The sequence below is a fragment of the Mesorhizobium sp. M0522 genome (assembly GCF_040321085.1).
Classification (GTDB): domain Bacteria; phylum Pseudomonadota; class Alphaproteobacteria; order Rhizobiales; family Rhizobiaceae; genus Mesorhizobium.
In genome coordinates, this window is record NZ_JAMYQW010000047.1 from 20,682 (window position 1) to 37,353 (window position 16,672).

A 16,672-nucleotide genomic window follows, 5' to 3' on the forward strand; every position below is an offset into this window, starting at 1 on the left:
CATGTTTCAAGTCAACGGTTCTCGGGACTATCAGGAATTCTGCGCGCGAAGCCGGTTTCGTCATGGCTGACGAACCTTTCGCCGAAAACGACGGCGAACTGGGTCCTGGCCTCGAACCATTCGCGCGGTGGTCGTTTCCACTCTTCGGCCGCGTGGATCAGAACAAGATATAGCAGCCTCATGTCGTTAGAGACTCCAAATTCGAGGCTCCTTACCCTCCAGACGTTCCGACGCGACTCTATCATGGCGCAGAATTTGCAGTGAGAGCCACGTACTCAGGAGAATGCCTACATGACGCAGGCTGGCAAAACGCGACTCGACGATTTCGACATAAAAATCCTGCAATTAATGCAGTTCGACAACCTCATGCAGCAGCGCGAAATTTCGGACCGCGTTGGCCTCTCGGCAGCGGCGGTAGCGAGACGCCTAAAACGGCTTCGTTCCACCGGGATAATCAGTAAGGACATCTCCATCTTAAACCAGAGAGCGGTAGGACATCCTCAGACGGTCTTCGTCGAGGTGACCGCTAAAAACGGAAAACTGGAACTGCTCGACTGGATGAAAAGACGGTTCATGAACTGCCCTCAGGTGCAGCAATGCTACCACGTTACTGGAGAGGCGGACTTCGTCCTCATAATTAATATCAGAGGCATGGATGAGTATACCTCTCTTACGCGAGAATTATTTTTCGAGGAAGGAAATGTGAAGTGCTTCCGAACTTGCGTCATGATGGAAAAGGTTAAGTCCGCTGGCCCAATCCCGCTTTAGCCATCGCTATTCCGCACCTCGACTTCAGCTTCGCCGCTTCACGCTCAGGGGTACTGGGTCAGCTGGAGAGTGTGAACGGGTTAACGCTGCGATGATCAGGCAGACGTCGGCAAAGGAAACACAATAGTCACAAGTTCAGACGCAATTTATCTCACGCTCAAGAACATTTTGCAAGCCGAACTTATCGAAGTAAGTAGCGCCCGTGTCCAAAAACCCGGACTTTAGATAAATATGTCTAGCCATTGCGTTATCTTCGTCAACGGTAAGCATCAGACGGCTGACAGATGGGCGGTTTTTCGAAATCCATTGAGAGGCAAGTCCAGTCGCCGCTTTGCCATATCCGTTACCTTGGTAATCTCGGCCCACGCGCAAGCTGTGCAAGGTAATGACTCCTCGCGGGGCCCATTTAGGCAAGGCCGCTTTTTCGCGCAGGACAAAGAAGCCGACGATCTGATGGCGGACAACGATTGAAAATGGGTGCTCCACGTCGGGGCGAGCGTTACCTTGAAGCTCTAAGAACACCAAATCCAACGGGTCGACAAACTGTTCTTGCTCGGGCTCGAGCTCGAGATGGGCGACGCGAGCTCGATCAAAATGAGATAAAGTGTTCAGCGTCGCATGCATGCTATCTAGATCTCCCTATCGGCGGCAGTTATAGCCTCTGATGAAGCACGAATGAATTGACTCACCGGCCACCTGAGGTGGGCAGCTCCTTCCGACTCCAAAGGGATGGGAGCAAAAGTCGTGCCACCTGAGCGGAAATAACTTCGAAGGGTATTTAAGGGCTATGGTTCAAGAGCATGAGAGTGAAGTTGGAGGACGAACATCGAACACCGTGTCGCGGACGCGACAAACGCGATACAGGTAGCGCAGCTCCGCGTTTCCAAGGATGGCGGCCTCAGTCTTGGGGATGTTCATTCCAATCACGCTTCACATAAGCGCCTACCTGTCAGAGCGAAACGATGGGGGCGGCGCGCGACACGACAACCGCGGATTCGCGCTCGCGGTTCATCGCGTGGGATCGGCCTGCCCGCAACTTCGCGCTCCCGGTGCTCCGTCCCGGATGGGTCGCACCATACTCCGCGATCCTGGAAGCCGCAGCCGGACGTCGGCATAGGATCAATCTGACCACCGGCCGCAGCGGACAGATTCTCGATCTCGTTATAGTTATTATAGTTATAGTAATCGTTATCGTTATCGTTATCGTTATCGTTATCGTTATCGTTATCGAAGCGGGCAACTGAGCCGATAGCGAGCGTCTACTGCCAATGGAGCCGCTGGATCTATCGCAAGCTGCGCAACTTCTGCGCTGGTACCAGGCCTGCATCTCCTGCCTGAAACGCGTCTATGGCTTGTCCCGGGCACGGCGAAAAGCGGTGCGCACCACAGGCCGAAGCACAGCGGAGGAGACCGGCGACCGGAAACATTTGCTTCGCGAGGAAGCCGCAGGCGAGGACATTTTTGCGGACGCCGGATTTGCGCAGACCGCGTCCACGTGCGAACGAGCGTCAAAAGCAACAGCCTTGGAGGGGTGAGAGATGAACACCATTGGCTATGTCTCACCGGTTCGCTGTTGGCCTGAAGCGCGGCGATAGATAGGTGGTCCCAATTTATTCACCTTTTGCGGCAAGGTAACGCATCGTGCTGTTTTTCGCGAGATTCAAGAAGCAAATTGCTTCACGGCTCCTGACAATTCGTGTCACCGTTTTGGATATGAGAGGTCAAGGTACCGCGGATCTTTTGGCGCGCCGGTAGAGATGCGGCTTTCTAAATCGGCCGACCAGATGCCAAGCCCACTTTCTCGGGCGTTGTTCTCGGCCAAGCCATACTCGACCAGGTTGATGGCATGGCGCACGGCTCCTCAGCAGCTTCAGTTGGCGCGCGATTGCCACTACGAACTATGACCTGCTCGTCGAACGCGCCTGCCTGCCCTTCAGCGCATCAGGCGGTGCGCTGAGTTCCATCTGCTGAGCACGCTCTAGGAGCGCACCAGCGTCGTCATCACCACCAATCTAAGCTTCAGCGAATGGGCCACCGTCTTCGGGAACGGCGCTGCTCGACCGGCTCACCCATCACTGCCATACTTGGAAACCGGAAACGACAGCTTCCGCTTCAAAGACAGTTCGGCCCCAGGCCACTGCCACATAGAAGGAGAAAGCACCCACCTTGACCAAAACCTGAGATCCGAAACATAAAAGAAGGCGGGTCATGTATGGATGCCCCCGTTCATGCAAGGCTTTCTTCGAACGGCTCGAACGTGTGATCGGGTGCGGTCATGTATTAGGCCTTTCTTGCGACTCGATTTTGAGCGCTGGCCGGTATGGAGCTACGGGACCTGGTGCAAATCACTTCTGCGAGCTCAAGGCTCTTTGACCCGGATGCATTCCCAGACCCCCTCTCACCGATCTTTGTCCTTACCCTTCGTTGACCTCCTCACACGCCGCCGTTCCGTCTTGCTGCTGCTTTGGTTATGCGGCAGCTAGACCGGAAACTCTGTAATCTTCGTTCTTCGTCATCATCGCCCAGATCGAGCGTCCCATTTTGTTGGCAAGGGCAATCGCAAAGAGCATGCGCGGCTTGCGCATTAACATACGTGCCAGCCATGAGGTCTCGGACGGCGCCTTGCGACATGCCCATCGGACCACGGTCATGGCGCCGATGATCAGAAGCCGCCGGATGTCGCGCTGGCCCATCTTCGAGGTTCGGCCGAGCACCTGCTTTCCACCACTCGAATGCTGTTTAGGCACCAGTGCGAGCCAGGCTGCAAAGTCACGCCTTTTCGGGAAGTCGTCATGGTGGGCGCAAAGGCCTCAATTGCCATGGCTGTGATCGGCCCCATTCCAGGTAGACATTAGCCGGGCTGTGCTCTCCGATCGTTTAGCTTCTGACTTGAGCGTCTTCTCCAAACTGGCGATACGAGAGGGGAGCATGTCGATCTGGTCAAGATTAAAGCCGCGCGGTTTTTACGACGATAAGTTCGAGACCAATATTGGTGTCTTCGATGAGATCTGTCAGCGCGGCCAGGTTGGCAATGCCCTGTGGCGCAATGAACCCATGCTCGGCCAAATGCGCCCGGACGGCGTTGATAAGTGCGTTCTTTGGCGCACGAAGAGATCACGTCCGGAAGATCATCGAGCGGGCCTGCTGGCTTTCGGCCTTCGGCAGGACGAACCGCATCGAGGGCCGGCTGGCGGCTTCTGCGATCGCTTCGGCGTCTGCCGCATTGTTCTTCTACCGGTTCACATAAGCGGGCGGTAACAAGCCAACTTCATGGCTGAGTTTTCCGATCTCCCGAGCCCAATAATGCGCCGTCGCGCATGCTTCCATGCCAACAACGCACCTTGTCAGCCCCGTAAAGAAGACCAGGACTTGACCGCGGGGCAGCTTCCTGCGGAACGCGACACCGCCGTCGGCGCCGGCTCCATGAGCTTGAAAAACCCGCTTTGCAAGGTCCAGCCCGACGATGCTAACTTCCTTCATGGATGCTCTCTCCTCTGAGTGACGTTCCGACAAACATCACTTTGGCACATAACGAGGCCGTCGGGAGGGCATCCACTCCATCACTTCTCAGCGGAATCGGGTCAGCTCTCAGCGAAATCAACAAATTGGCCTTATTGTCCTTGACGTGCCTCCCATTTTTCGGACCGTTCAGAGCTGGAATTTTCCACTTGTGATCCGGGTCCGGGAGAAGGAGGATTCCGTGAAGAGGTCAAAGTTCTCGGAGGCGCAGATTGCGTTCATCCTGCGCAAAAAGAAGGAAGGGATGCCGGTTGCTGAGGTGTGTCGCCAGGTCGGCATCTCGGAAGCGACGTTCTATAACTGGAAGAGGCGGTATGAAGGTCTGTCGCCGTCAGAGCTCAAGCGCATGCGTCAGCTCGAGGATGAGAACAACGTCGCCGACCGAGAAGGCGCGCCACCTGTTCAGATTAAGCCACGGCCCGTTCCCGTCTGGCGCCGGACGGAATACCGGAATCTTGTGATGTGACCTGAGCGCAGTGACCCGCTCCCGTTTCCAGCGACTGCCGTGGCCGGTCAACAGGCCGTTTCGGTTGAGGATGCCGGCAATCAGATCATCATTGGCGATGAGAACCAGTTGCCGGTCGGTGGCCAGGATGTCGGCCCGCACTGCTGTTGCGCTGTCCGCGCCGCCGCCTCGGCAGGCGACGTTCGGTGTGGACGCCGCCAATCCAATGGATCAGGAGAACGATTTCTAAGGCTTCTTCATCGATACCGGCGGACCACCTCGTGGATGCGCACGATGCTCTTCTTGAGCCTTGCGTCGGTTCTCGGCGCCCGACCAAACAGCCTTGAGATCGGCGGCGAGGGCGGCGACGTGTATTGGCGATAGAAGTGACGGTTCCAATGTCGAGCCATCATGCGCGGCAATCCTGCTGTCTTTCTCGCCGACTCGCGCAAGCGCCCGGTTCCATCGCAACTCCAGTTCCGCCGCGACCAGCCGGTTCTGCGGATCGATGGCGTCGTATTGCCGGAACGCCCGATCGGCGCTGTAGCGTGCCGCCTCGAGATCGCGCACCAGCGCATCACGAACCTGATCGCGGCGACTGGCCCGTTTGTGCTTCGGCCTTGACGGCCGCGGTAATCGCTCATCGCTCCCGGCTCGACCCGCAGAAGAGCCCGCCTCGAGCGTCCACCGAAGGGGAAAGCCGGTAAGTCCCGGTTAAGCTCTCAGGTACCCGAACAGATTTGGGGATTCGCTGCGGGCCATCCTCGCGCCCATTGCACTGTTCGGAGATTAAAATGCCTAAAATTGTTGTAATTGGCGCCGGAATTGTCGGTGTGTCGACAGCCTATGCATTGCTGGAGCAAGGGCTACGATGTGACTGTTGTTGAGCGGCGACGCTATGCCGCGATGGAAACGTCATTTGCCAACGGCGGCCAGCTATCCGCAAGCAATGCCGAAGTCTGGAATCACTGGTCAACCGTCCTCAAACGAATCAAGTGGATGCTTCGGCGGGATGCCCCGCTCCTCATGAACCCTACTCCGTCCTGGCACAAGTACAGCTGACTGCTGGAATTCGTGTCCAATATCTCGCGATATTGCGAGAACACGATTGAAACGACCCGCCTGGCTATCGCGGCCCGAAAACACCTCTTCGAGATCGCCGACCGTGAAGGGATACTTTGATCACGTCCGTCGGGGGATCCTGCATGTTTATTGGGACAAAGTTGGTTTCGACCATGCGTTGAAGGTGAATGAGATGCTGAACGAGGGTGGCCTGGACCGGCGATCAGTTACGCTCAGCGAATTTGCCGGTATTGAACCTGCCCTACATGGAAATTTTTATGGAGGCTTTTACACCCCGTCGGATTCTACCGGCGACATTCACAAGTATTGCGCGGGCTTGGAGAGGGCCTGCACAAAGCTTGGCGCTCAATTTAACTATGACGCTGCCGTTGCCCGGATTGAACGCCGGGATCGTTTTAACCTCGTTTGCAAAATGGGTGCCGCCGATCAGACCCTGGAAGCTGACGGCATTGTCGTGTGTGCGGGAACAAATAGCCGTGATATTGCTGCGATGTTCGGGGACCGCATCAACATTTATCCGGTGAAGGGCTATTCAATTACGGTGGATTTAGAGGGGTCTACCGCAGATTCCTCGGCCCCTTGGGTAAGCATTCTGGACGACCGCGCTAAAATTGTGACCAGCCGACTTGGCGCAGCGCGTCTGCGCGTGGCAGGGGCCGCAGAGTTCAACGGCGTCAATTTCGACATCCGTGAAGATCGCATCAGACCTTTGGTCGACTGGACGCGGATGATGTTCCCGAAAGTGGCAACTGAACACGTTGTGCCGTGGGCAGGGCTTCGGCCGATGATGCCGAACATGATGCCACGGGTCGGCAAAAGCCGGGTTCCGGGTGTCTTCTACAATACGGGTCACGGGCATCTAGGATGAACACTTTCTGCCGCAACATCGGCGATGCTAGCCACGGTTGTGGCTACGGATCTTCCGGTCGATGCTCGTTTGCCGCATAGAAGACGTCCCTCCTAGCAAGCTCAAGGCAAACTTGAATATGACCAAACTGACATTGGAAGTCGCAACTCCATCATTAATAAGGCGTGCTCCACAGCAAGCGGAAAGGGTCTCAAGCCGTTGAGCATCGCGGTTCTGGATGCTGGCGGCCACCTGGTCGCGTTCCAGAAGCAGGGCGGGGCTTCGATGCTCCGCTTTGAAATTGCATTCGGCAAGGCTTACGGTGCTTTGGCCGTCGGTTTCAGTTCACGCTGGCTCGACAAAGCATTAGGCGACCGCCCTCACTTTGTAGCCGGCCCGACCGCTATATCAGGCGGCAAGATTGTTCCGATCCCCGGCGGGCGTCCTGGTACGAGATCAGGCCGGTCGGTTGCTTGGTGCGGTAGGGATTACCGGAGATACATCTGACAACGATGAAGCAGTGGCCGTGGAGGCGATCGAGATTGGCGGTTTGAATGCTCAGGCGGCCTGACCGAGGCTACCACCGAAGCGCCTCGAGTTCGTCGGGCGAGAGACGCAAATCTGCCGGCCGATCAGGCACATTTGAAATAGCGCCTGTGCCGCCGGCGTGATTTTGAGATGTTTCGAGCACCGGGCGCCTTTAGGATGGCGGCTAGATGCAGCTGCCACGGCTGAAACCGTCCGGACAAACAGGGTTACAGAATGGATCAGGAAGCCTCCTACGGCTTTGCACCGACTGAGTTCGAAGAGCGTGTCGCGCGGGCTCAGCGGTTAATGGGTCAACATCGCCTAGACGGCTTGTTGCTCACTTCAATGGACAATATCCGGTATTTCATCGGTCTCGATTCCACGTTCTGGGAGAGCTACACCCGACCTTGGTTCGTGTTAGTGCCTGCAGCCGGAGCTCCCCTTGCGATCATCCCGGAGATCGGAAGGGCTATCATCGAGAAGACGTGGATCAAGGAAATCAGATCCTGGCCTTCGCCTCGGCCCGAGGATGAAGGCACATCTCTCATTGTCGCTGCGATATCAGACTTGCCCCGGCGACACGGACGGGTCGGGGCTGAGCTTGGTTTCGAACTGCGACTGGGAATGCCGGTAACGCAATTGAATGCGATCATGGGTGATCTGAAAAGCGTCGAGATTGTTGATGGCGCAAGCCTCATTTGGCAGCTCCGCATGATCAAGAGTGCGGCCGAGGTCAGTAAGATCAAAAAGGCTATCGACATCGCGGGTGCCGTGTACGCCCAAGTGCCCGATTTCGTTAAAATCGGCGATACTGAACGTACAATCCTTCGGGAATTCCGCGGTCGTCTCAATACGGGCGGCGCTGGCGCTATTCCGACTCTCATTTGCAGATCCGACGTCGGCGGGCCTTTCGAGATTACAGGCGGGCCAAGGGACCGGCCGATAGCTGATGGCGACCTGCTCTTCATCGACACCGGTACGACCTTTGACGGGTATTTCTGCGACTACGATCGCAACTACCAGGTTGGCAGGGCTACAGATGCCCTACGGTACGCTCAAGAGAAGGTGTGGGAAGCGCTCGAGATTGGGCTTCAGGCGGCAACAGCAGGGGTTACGGCCGGATTTGTCTTTGAACAGATGGCCAAGGCGCTTTCGTCGGGTGGCGCGGATCTCAACAGCAACGGGCGCATGGGGCATGGCCTTGGGTTGCGGCTGACCGAACCGCCGTCAATTCGACTGGAAGACAATACGATGTTGCAGTCTGGCATGGTGCTCTGCATTGAGCCTGCCTTGGAGTACGAGCCCGGTAAAATCGTCCTGCACGAGGAGACAGTCGTGGTCACTGAAGGAAAGGCCCAACTGCTCACAGTTCGGGCTCCGAAGCAGCTAGCGCAGATACGCTGATAGGGTTATTGGCGGCGACGTAGTTAGAGACCGCAGGTCATATGATCGAGAGTTCCCTTGCTATCTCCGCAAACGCCTCAACCGCTCGGTCAATGTCCGCAGTGGAATGCGCCGCCGACATCTGCGTGCGGATGCGCGCCTGGCCTTTCGGCACCACCGGGAAGAAAGCCAATGACATAGATGTCGCGCTTCAGCATGCGCGCCGCCATTTCCTGCGCCAGCGTCGCTTCGCCCAGCATCACCGGAATGAGCGGTTGGTCGGCGCCTGCCAGCATGAAGCCAAGCTTGCCAATTTCTGACCGGAAGCGCGCCGCATTGGTAAAGAGGCGCTCGCGCAAGGCGTCGCCATGGCGGATCAGTTCGAACACCTTGATCGAAGCGCCGGCGATCGCCGGCATCAGTGTGTTGGAGAACAGATAAGCGCCGTAAGCGCTGACGCAGCCAGTCGACCACTTGGCTTTTGCCCGAAGTATAGCCACCCGACGCGCCGCCCAACGCCTTGCCGAGCGTGCCGGTGATGATGTCCACCCGACCCTCGACACCGCAATGTTCGGCCGAACCGCGACCGTTCCTGCCGACGAAGCCGACAGCATGGCTGTCGTCGACCATCACCATGGCATCGTATTTTTCGGCAATATCACACACACCTTTCAGGTTGGCGATGATGCCGTCCATCGAAAAGACCCCGTCGGTGGCAATCAGCCGGAAGCGACAATCATTCGTCTCCTTCAGTCGCGCTTCGAGATCGGCCATGTCGTTGTTGGCGTATCGGAAGCGTTTTGCCTTCGACAGCCGGACACCATCGATGATCGAGGCGTGGTTCAGCGCATCCGAGATAATCGCGTCTTCCTCGCCGAGCATCGTTTCGAACAGGCCGCCGTTGGCGTCGAAGCAGGAGCCGTAGAGAGTGGTATCTTCCAAGCCGAGGAAGGAGGAGATCGTCGCCTCGAGCTATTTGTGTTCCTCCTGCGTGCCGCAAATGAAACGTACCGAGGCGATGCCGTACCCGTAGCGATCGAGCGCCTGTTTGGCGGCCTCGCACAGCTCAGCACTGTCGGCGAGACCGAGATAGTTGTTGGCGCAGAAATTAAGCACCTTCTGCCCGCCGACCTCGATCTGCGCCGACTGGGTCGAGGTGATCACCCGCTCGGATTTGTAGAGTTCGTTTGAGAGATGAGAAATGAAAGCGTCGGTCATCGGCAGACTCACGGCACCATGCCCCCGCACTGGCGAGGATCTCTCGACAATATATCGCGGGACTACGCGTAATTTACCGCGGTCGACCATGCCGGATCGGCATGCTTCTGCCAATACAGATCTGTCAGCTGGCGAGTCAGAGCGCCAACCTTGCCGTCGCCTACAACGGTCTCGTCAATCTTGAACACCGGCATGATTCCGCCCGCTGTAGACGTGATGAAAACCTCATCGGCGCCCTTCAGCTCTTCGCGATCAATGTCGCCGGCGGTGACGGAGAGGCCCAATTCGCCGCATAGATCAAATACGGTCTGCCGGGTAATGCCTGCAAGGACGCCATAAGCCGGTGTCTTCAACCGGCCGCCTTTGACGGTGAAAACGTTGAAGCCGGGCCCTTCGGCAATGTTGTCGTTGATGTCGACGATCAATGCAGTTTCGGCACCGTAGTCGTACGCATCGAACAGTCCCTTCACCAGATCGAGCCAGTGATAGTTCTTGATGGTGGGATCGATCGATTTGGGCGGGATTCGGACGGTGTTGCTGATGGCGACATGCAGGCCGCGCTCAAGTTGCTCCTTGTTGGCGACCGACCCGAAAGGCACCGCGAATGCGATGAACCTATTCTCCGACTGGCGCGGGTCACGACTAAAGGTGGGCGAGCTTCCTCGCGTGCAGATCACCTCGACATACGCCGACTTGTTCCCGGATAGCGCCACACAGGTCGACAGGATCTTTTCGATCTCACTCCGGTTGTAGGGAAGCTTCATGCGGAGCTTTTCCATCCCGCGGAAGAACCGGTCCAGGTGCAGGTCCAGCCTGAAAAACCTCCCGTTCCATACATGAACGGTATCGTAGGTGGCATCGGAATGCAGAAAGCCCCAGTCCAGAACGGACACCTTGGCTTCGGACATCGGCAGGTACTGACCATCCATGAAGGCTACGCCGTGAGGATACTGTCGTTGATCCCGGTGACGTTGTTCTATGGCTGGGAGAGCCTTTGCAGGTTCGGCTGCAAGTGTCATTCCTGAGTCCTCCAAATCTTGCAATCCAGGCGCTCCGCACACCCAGTCACGATTTGCCGCCGCGAAACCGCCCAGCGGCTCCATCTCAGCATTTCGAATGTTGGCGCACCTCGGACCGCCAGCACGCCGCGCGTGCCAAATGTCGTCAGCGCGATGATTACCGCTTGAGCGGGCCATAGGCCCTTTTGTGACCGACCGCCGGTCATCCGGCGACGCAATTAAATTGCAGACTTCGATGCACCGATTGCGATCAAAGTGGCTTCCCGGCCGCAATGCACGCTTCAAAAACGGGACGGGAGTGGCGCAAACGTTCAGCCTTAAAAGGGCTACACTAGCACCCGGGGCTCAAACTTCACGCGGTCCAGCGTAATCATGCTCTTGAACTTGCGGACATTGGGATTTGTGTAGAGTTTGGTCTTTACAAAAACGTCAAATGCCTCGACGTCCTCCACGGCTACAATAAGAACGAAGTCGGCATCGCCTGTCACCATATAGCATTGAGTGACTTCTTTCGCCGCCCTCATCGCTCGCTTGAAGTCATCGACAAGATCCAAACGCTCGCGATCGAGCTCCACCGTTACGACCACGGTTAGCGACTTCCCGAGCGCTTTGGGGTCGACTAGGGAGATATCAGCGGTGATAACGCCGTCGGCACGCAACTTATTGACGCGGCGCATGCATGAGGCAGCAGACGAACCCACCAGATCCGCAAGATCGGCGAACGACAATCTGTTGTTCTTTTGAAGGGCGCCGAGTATCCGCCGGTCAAGGTCATCTATCATCCCAATACCCTGAGGCGAAACCACGATGAGGCTTTAGCGATCCGAAACGCCCGTTGCAAGATCGGACGCTCAATGAAACGCTACCCCATTCAAAAGGTGCTATTATTGCAATCGTCGCGGATACGCGCCCGTTTCTTTCACCTGATGGCAAGTTTTGCCCAAACTATTTCAAACGCTTGCGGCACATTCTGCGCGCATACCCCCATGGCCCTCCGACGGCCGCCATGCGTCAAGAAAGGAGTCAGCATGTACCCAGTCGAGAAATTCCATCACCTCGCCGACGAGGTCACAGCCTGGCGACGGCATCTTCATCAAAACCCTGAGCTCGACTTTGCCGTGCACAAGACCGCACGGTTTGTTGCGGACAAGCTGGCCTCGTTTGGAATCAACCACATCGAAACGGGGATAGCCGGCACCGGCATAGTCGCTCTCATCCAGGGCGAACGCGGCGAAGGGCCGACCATTGGCCTACGTGCAGATATGGACGCTTTGCCGATCCATGAAGCGACGGGAAAGGATTGGGCGTCGAAGACCCCCGGGAAGATGCACGCCTGCGGTCACGACGGCCATACGGCAATGCTGCTTGGTGCTGGAAAGTACCTTGCTGGGAGACGGAATTTCAGGGGCGCGGTCGCGCTCATCTTCCAGCCCGCAGAGGAGGTCGAATTGCCATCCGGCGGGCTCAAGATGGTCGAGGACGGCTTTTTGGACCGTTTTGGCATCTCCCAGGTCTTCGGGATGCACAACTGGCCAGGGATCGATGTAGGTAAGTTCGCCATTTGCCCAGGCCCGATGATGGCCTCCCAGGATGATTTTGACATCGTTGTAAAGGGTCGCGGCGGCCACGCTGCAGCACCGCACTTGACGGTTGATCCGGTCGTAATCGCAGCTCAGGTTATTATTGGCCTGCAGGCGTTGGTGTCGCGCAGCACCGATCCAGTCGAGTCTCTGGTAATATCCGTCACGAAACTCCGCGCCTCGAATGCTTACAATGTGATTGCCGACGAAGTCGAACTGGCAGGAACAGTCCGCGCTTTGGCACCCGCCCTGCGCGACTTCGCCCAGACCCAGCTGGAGACGACTACGCGGAAAATCGCACAAGCCTTCGGCGGCGATATTTCTTGCCACTACCGCCGATCGGTTCCAGCCACCGTGAACGATATCGCCGCGACTGCTCTTGCCGTTCGTGCGGCGGGCGGCACCCGTGCGGCAGCGCTAGACGAGAAGTTGCGGCCGGTCATGGGTGCAGAGGATTTCGCTTACATGTTGCAGGCGCGCCCGGGAGCACTCATTTTCATCGGCAATGGCCCGTCGGCCGCTTTGCACAATGCCGCTTACGACTTTGACGATGCAGCAATCCCATACGGAGTGGCCTACTGGGCAAACGTCGTCGAGGCCGCACTTGGGACTGGCTCGGACTAGCCCGCGACATTTCAAATACCTCGGATTTGCGTTTTAGACGTTTCACGCATCCGGCATTTTTGGCGGAATAGCATCTAACGAGTGTTTCATGATGCCCAAGAACGGGCGGTCGCATCTTTGCCAAGAGCAGTGCTCGTCCCACATTTTGAAATTCTGTCTGTGCGCGGTGAAAGGCATTGGCTGCCGCGGTGCGTCCACGTTCATTTGAGGAGAACTTAATGCCCCTATCCATCAACCGCGAGGTTTTTATCACATGCGCTGTGACTGGTGCAGCGGATACCGCATCAACGTCCCGCAACGTACCCCGTTCACCTAAAGAGATTGCAGCCGCGGCCGTCGAAGCCGCCAAGGCGGGGGCTGCAGTTGTCCACATTCATGTTCGTGATCCCGAGACCGGAGCCCCCTCCAACAGACACGATCTGTATAAAGAGGTAACCGACCGAATTCGACAGTCAGATACCGACGTAGTTTTAAATATTACGGCCGGTATGGGTGGGGATCTTATACTTGGAAGCGCGGAGAAACCGCTGCCCCTGGATCCAAGAAGCGAACTTCTAGGTGTAACGGAAAGATTTGCCCATATCCTTGAGTGCGCTCCAGAAATTTGTACGCTGGACTGCGGCACGATGAATTTCAAAGCCGGCGACACTATTATGACGAACTCACCGGCGACACTTCGCGCTCTGTCTAAGATGATGACTGATTTCGGGGTTCGTCCTGAGATTGAGGTATTCGATACAGGACATCTGTGGTTTGCTAAGCAACTTGTTAAAGAGGACCTCATTGAAGATCCTGTTTTGGTTCAACTTTGCATGGGGGTGCCTTGGGGCGCACCGAATGACCTGCTCACCTTTGCAGCAATGGTGAATAGCATGCCTTCCAACTGGACTTTTTCCGCTTTTTCTATCGGCCGCGACGCGATGGCCTATCCGGCAGCCGCCGTTTTGGCCGGTGGCAATGTCCGTGTGGGCCTCGAGGATAATCTGTACGCCGCAAAGGGTCAGTTCGCTACGAACGGTCAGCTGGTAGAGAAGGCCGTCAATGTCGCTGAAAACATGGGCGCCCGGATCATCGGTCCCGAAGAAGTTCGTCGTAAATTAAAACTCACGAAGCGCTGATTAGTACTCACAACGTTCTGAATATTATTTCACGGCAGATAATCGGCGCACGAGGGACCACCGGCCTGCTGCGTTTCGAAGACTTAACCTCGGAAGGATACCGTTCAATGGTCCAAATTAGGAAGGCCGCTTGCGTAGGCGGTGGCGTCATAGGCGGCGGCTGGATTGCCCGCTTTTGTCTGGCCGGTATCGACGTCAAGGTCTATGATCCCCATCCCGAAGCTCGACGTGAATGCCTTTCCTGGCCGTTATCCAAGCTAACCGACGTCGTCAATCTTGACGATCAGCTTGTTGAAAAAATCGCTTCGCAATCCGATGCTCAGTCCGAGCGGCATAGCATACGGCAACTTGAACGCATTCGGCACCAGAACCTCGTCGGAATCTTGCAGGCGCTTAAGGTTGGTGATGAGGGACGTGGCTGGGGTGCAGGCAAGTTACTGGCCGACTTCGAGAAACACCTCTGGAGCGTTGCGAGACCTCCTCAGGCCAGTCCTAGCCCCGCGACATTGAAGCTATTTGAAGTGAAAGTTGCCCCTGCCTGGGTCGACTATAACGGCCATATGACTGAATACCGTTACTCACAATGCTTCGCCGACGCTTCCGATGTCATCCTAAGGTTGATCGGCGTCGACATGGCCTATGTTAAAGCTGGCCGCAGCTATTACACGGTAGAGGGCCATGTCCGGCTACTGGCCGAGGCAAAGCTCGGGGACGCGCTCTATATTAAGGCGCAATTCCTGCCTTCCGACGGGAAGAAAATCCACACCTTTATGTCGTTGTATAGGGCTTCCGACGATAACGTTTTGGCGACGTGCGAGCATCTGATGCTGCATGTTTCGTCGAAGGAAGGCCGCTCCGTCACGCCGCCGGCGGAGATCCTGTCGCGGCTCATACCATTTATTGGGGCCCATGCTGACCTCCCGGCTCCTGAGGGCAAAGGACGATTCGTCGGCGAGAAGCCAGCCCGCGCACAATAGTCCGGGCATTGGCTAATGAGAAGGTCTGGGTTATAGCGAAGCGGAGGTGTCACGCACCGAACTTTGAGACTATAACCCACAAGGTCATCGGCAGTCGAACTGCACCGCTAAATCACAATAGACAACGCTAACGGAGATGAAATTGGTTCAGCGCGTAATGATTACGGCAGGCGGGTCCGGCATTGGTTGGGCCGTTGCAAAGTCTTTTTTCGACAGCGGCGCAAGCGTGCATATTTGCGATGTCGACCAGGAAGCCCTGAAACGGGTCGGCGAGATACATCCAGGCATCGTCACATCACAGGTGGATGTATCAAACGAGGATGACGTAAACCGCTGGTTCGATGATGCGCTGAATGACCTGGGCGGTCTTGATGTTTTGATTAACAACGCTGGAACGAAGGGCCCGACCGGCTACGTGGAAGAGCTTCGGCTCGACGATTGGCAGAAATGCTTGAGCATCTGTCTCGATGCCCAGTTTCTATGTGTCAAGCGCGCAGCGCCCGTCATGAAGGGCCAGAGGTCCGGCAGCATCATCAATATTTCGTCGACCGCCGGCCTCTACGGTTATGGCCTGCGGACTCCTTATGCTGCCGCGAAATGGGCGGTGATCGGCTTTACAAAGTCTCTGGCAATAGAGCTCGGTCCCTATGGTGTTCGCGCCAATGCCGTATGCCCGGGCTCGGTTGAGGGCGTGCGCATGGATCGCGTGGCGAAGGCTGAAGCTGAAAGCCGCAATGTGTCGATCGACGTTGTTCACAGCGAATATGTCCAGTCACAGTCAATCAAGCGCTTCGTGAAACCGGAAGAGATAGCGGATATGTGCGTTTTCCTCGGCTCACCCGCGTCCCGGATGGTGAGCGGCCAAACCATCGCCGTCGATGGCCACACCGAGACTTTTCATATCGGCAACTAACTCTTATGACCGTGGTCAAGAACGATGGATGACCTTTTTGGCCCTATGCCTTTTGCCACAGGTTTTTTGTTGGCCATTGATGAGGGCAGCACGGAGACGGGATGGGCCTTAGACGACGGTTGATCCAGCTCTTATACGGGTTGGTTACCGCACATCCGTAATCCGTCCTGGGCTATATACCGGCGTTGGGCTGATGCCCAGCCACATACTTAGCACGGGAGTTCCCCACCGTGGCCACATCCCGTCGCCGTGCTGCCCGGTTTTTCCGCTGGGAGATCCGACGCGGGCAGAGCCCTCAATCCGGCGGCGCCCGCGCCAAGGGGACGCTTGCCTGGATCCTGATCTTCGGTGAAGAAGCGGGCTGCATTTCAGTTGACCGGTTCGACCTGGTGGCTGATAGTCCACAGGAATGTGAATCGGCGTGCAAAATTGACCCCATAATGGAGTGCGCCCCTCGGACCGGACAGGATGAACAAGCAGAATTGACTTGGAAGCCGGGCTTTCGAAGGATGGAAGCCCATGGCGACTTATCGCACGCACAGCATCGAGTTCAAACGTCAGGTAATGCAGGAGTTCCTGTCCGGCGAGACGCTGCATGGTCTCGCCAAGCGGCACGAACTGCCGCGTAACCTGATCCGCATCTGGGTTCA

At 56.7% G+C, this 16,672-nt stretch carries 11 protein-coding genes and 7 pseudogenes; 10 read left to right on the top strand and 8 right to left on the bottom strand.

Translation table 11 applies throughout. The annotated features are described in order from the left end of the window. Nucleotides 1-11: 11 nt before the first annotated feature. Nucleotides 12-182: pseudogene (locus NKI58_RS31195) on the bottom strand (hypothetical protein); the annotation flags it as partial. A 109-nt stretch (nt 183-291) separates the two neighbouring features. Here NKI58_RS31195 and NKI58_RS31200 point away from each other — a divergent pair. Further along, the gene (locus NKI58_RS31200; protein ID WP_352854217.1) at nt 292-768 is read left to right on the top strand and encodes an Lrp/AsnC family transcriptional regulator; all 477 of its coding nucleotides are present in this window, start codon (nt 292-294) and stop codon (nt 766-768) included. Between the two features lie 135 nt (nt 769-903). Here the strand turns inward: NKI58_RS31200 and NKI58_RS31205 are convergent, their stop codons facing one another. Next, nucleotides 904-1,392: a GNAT family N-acetyltransferase gene (locus tag NKI58_RS31205; protein WP_352854218.1), complete on the bottom strand. Its 489-nt coding sequence runs from the start codon at nt 1,390-1,392 to the stop codon at nt 904-906. Between the two features lie 1,290 nt (nt 1,393-2,682). Here NKI58_RS31205 and NKI58_RS31210 point away from each other — a divergent pair. After that, nucleotides 2,683-2,949, top strand: a pseudogene (locus tag NKI58_RS31210) (ATP-binding protein); the annotation flags it as partial. A gap of 287 nt (nt 2,950-3,236) precedes the next feature. Here the strand turns inward: NKI58_RS31210 and NKI58_RS31215 are convergent. Beyond that, nucleotides 3,237-4,248, bottom strand: a pseudogene (locus NKI58_RS31215) (IS110 family RNA-guided transposase). A 220-nt stretch (nt 4,249-4,468) separates the two neighbouring features. Between NKI58_RS31215 and NKI58_RS31220 the strand changes: the two are divergent. Continuing rightward, nucleotides 4,469-4,657 (top strand): annotated as a pseudogene (locus NKI58_RS31220) (transposase); the annotation flags it as partial. On the opposite strand, the gene NKI58_RS31225 reads toward NKI58_RS31220, so the two are convergent. Further along, nucleotides 4,619-4,894, bottom strand: a complete 276-nt coding sequence (locus NKI58_RS31225; RefSeq protein WP_352854241.1) for a hypothetical protein — start codon at nt 4,892-4,894, stop codon at nt 4,619-4,621. The pseudogene NKI58_RS31220 and the gene NKI58_RS31225 sit on opposite strands and share 39 nt — an antisense overlap. A gap of 84 nt (nt 4,895-4,978) precedes the next feature. Continuing rightward, the gene (locus NKI58_RS31230) at nt 4,979-5,302 is read right to left on the bottom strand and encodes a hypothetical protein (RefSeq protein WP_352854220.1); all 324 of its coding nucleotides are present in this window, start codon (nt 5,300-5,302) and stop codon (nt 4,979-4,981) included. Between the two features lie 224 nt (nt 5,303-5,526). Between NKI58_RS31230 and NKI58_RS31235 the strand changes: the two are divergent. The 3 genes and pseudogenes from NKI58_RS31235 (at nt 5,527) to NKI58_RS31245 (ending at nt 8,594) form a co-directional block, all read left to right on the top strand. Beyond that, nucleotides 5,527-6,779: pseudogene (locus tag NKI58_RS31235) on the top strand (D-amino acid dehydrogenase). A gap of 22 nt (nt 6,780-6,801) precedes the next feature. Next, nucleotides 6,802-7,233, top strand: a pseudogene (locus NKI58_RS31240) (GlcG/HbpS family heme-binding protein). 191 nt (nt 7,234-7,424) lie between these two features. Then, nucleotides 7,425-8,594 (top strand): M24 family metallopeptidase, encoded by a 1,170-nt coding sequence (locus NKI58_RS31245; protein WP_352854223.1) that lies wholly within the window; start codon nt 7,425-7,427, stop codon nt 8,592-8,594. A gap of 37 nt (nt 8,595-8,631) precedes the next feature. On the opposite strand, the pseudogene NKI58_RS31250 reads toward NKI58_RS31245, so the two are convergent. The 3 genes and pseudogenes from NKI58_RS31250 to NKI58_RS31260 all read right to left on the bottom strand — a co-directional run bounded on the left by NKI58_RS31250 (nt 8,632) and on the right by NKI58_RS31260 (nt 11,592). Continuing rightward, nucleotides 8,632-9,791, bottom strand: a pseudogene (locus tag NKI58_RS31250) (glycine C-acetyltransferase). Nucleotides 9,792-9,853: 62 nt separating this feature from the next. Further along, nucleotides 9,854-10,720, bottom strand: coding sequence for an aminotransferase class IV (locus NKI58_RS31255; protein WP_352854235.1), 867 nt, complete (start codon nt 10,718-10,720; stop codon nt 9,854-9,856). A 416-nt stretch (nt 10,721-11,136) separates the two neighbouring features. After that, nucleotides 11,137-11,592 (bottom strand): Lrp/AsnC family transcriptional regulator, encoded by a 456-nt coding sequence (locus NKI58_RS31260; protein ID WP_352854225.1) that lies wholly within the window; start codon nt 11,590-11,592, stop codon nt 11,137-11,139. 246 nt (nt 11,593-11,838) lie between these two features. On the opposite strand from NKI58_RS31260, the gene NKI58_RS31265 reads away from it, so the two are divergent. From NKI58_RS31265 to NKI58_RS31280, 4 genes are all read left to right on the top strand, one after another. Next, a complete protein-coding gene (locus NKI58_RS31265) occupies nt 11,839-13,014 on the top strand; it encodes an amidohydrolase (RefSeq protein WP_352854238.1) in 1,176 nt (391 codons plus the stop codon). 218 nt (nt 13,015-13,232) lie between these two features. After that, complete coding sequence (gene bcoG / locus NKI58_RS31270; RefSeq protein WP_352854228.1) at nt 13,233-14,132, top strand: 3-dehydrocarnitine:acetyl-CoA trimethylamine transferase BcoG; 900 nt, start codon at nt 13,233-13,235, stop codon at nt 14,130-14,132. Between the two features lie 107 nt (nt 14,133-14,239). Further along, nucleotides 14,240-15,109: a thioesterase family protein gene (locus tag NKI58_RS31275; protein ID WP_352854230.1), complete on the top strand. Its 870-nt coding sequence runs from the start codon at nt 14,240-14,242 to the stop codon at nt 15,107-15,109. 142 nt (nt 15,110-15,251) lie between these two features. Beyond that, nucleotides 15,252-16,022, top strand: a complete 771-nt coding sequence (locus NKI58_RS31280; protein WP_352854233.1) for an SDR family oxidoreductase — start codon at nt 15,252-15,254, stop codon at nt 16,020-16,022. Nucleotides 16,023-16,672: the final 650 nt, after the last annotated feature.